Below are 763 nucleotides of genomic sequence, written 5' to 3'. Positions count from 1 at the left end.
CCGGACTCCGGTCAGATGGAGAAACGGCCCACCAACGCCCGCAGCTCCGCCGACATCCCGGCCAACTCGGCCGCGGCCTGCTGCGTCTGCCCCACCGACGCACTGGTCAACTGCGCCGCCTGCGCCACCGCCGCGATATTGCCCGCGATCTGCCCCGACCCGGCCGCCGCCTCAGCCACACTGCGATTCATCTCGTTCGTGGTGGCCGTCTGCTCCTCCACCGCACTCGCGATCGTCAGCTGATAGTCATTGATCCGCGCAATGATCGCCGAAATCTCCGCAATCGCCGCCACCGCCTGCTCGGTATCGGCCTGAATCGCCTCCACCCGCGCCGCAATGTCCTCGGTCGCCTTGGCCGTCTCCTGAGCCAGATCCTTGACCTCCCCGGCCACCACCGCAAAACCCTTACCGGCATCCCCGGCCCGAGCCGCCTCGATGGTGGCATTCAACGCCAGCAAGTTGGTCTGCTCGGCAATGCTGGTGATCGTCTTGATCACACTGCCGATCTCCGCACTGGAGGCACCCAGCTTGGCCACGATCTGATTGGTCGAGGTCGCCGCACCCACCGCCTGGGAGGCCACCTTGGCCGCCTCACTGGAGGAATGCGCAATCTCCCGGATCGCCGCCCCCATCTGCTCAGCACCCGCCGAAACGCTCTGCACGTTACCCGAAACCTGCTCCGCCGCACCGGCCGCATTTCCGGCCTGGTCACTGGCCTCCTGGGCGGTGGAGGCAATCCGCGCACTGGTGGCGGTCAACTCCT

The 763-nt window shown here is 67.0% G+C and carries 1 protein-coding gene; it reads right to left on the bottom strand.

Annotation, left to right across the window (positions count from 1 at the left end; translation table 11 throughout):
• Positions 1 to 11: 11 nt before the first annotated feature.
• A partial coding sequence (locus Psi01_RS42995) for a methyl-accepting chemotaxis protein (RefSeq protein ID WP_239128459.1) occupies positions 12 to 763 on the bottom strand: 752 nt, incomplete at its 5' end.

The sequence above is a fragment of the Paraplanobispora siamensis genome (assembly GCF_016863175.1).
Lineage (GTDB): Bacteria > Actinomycetota > Actinomycetes > Streptosporangiales > Streptosporangiaceae > Planobispora > Planobispora siamensis.
This window is presented reverse-complemented; position numbering and strand designations above follow the sequence as displayed.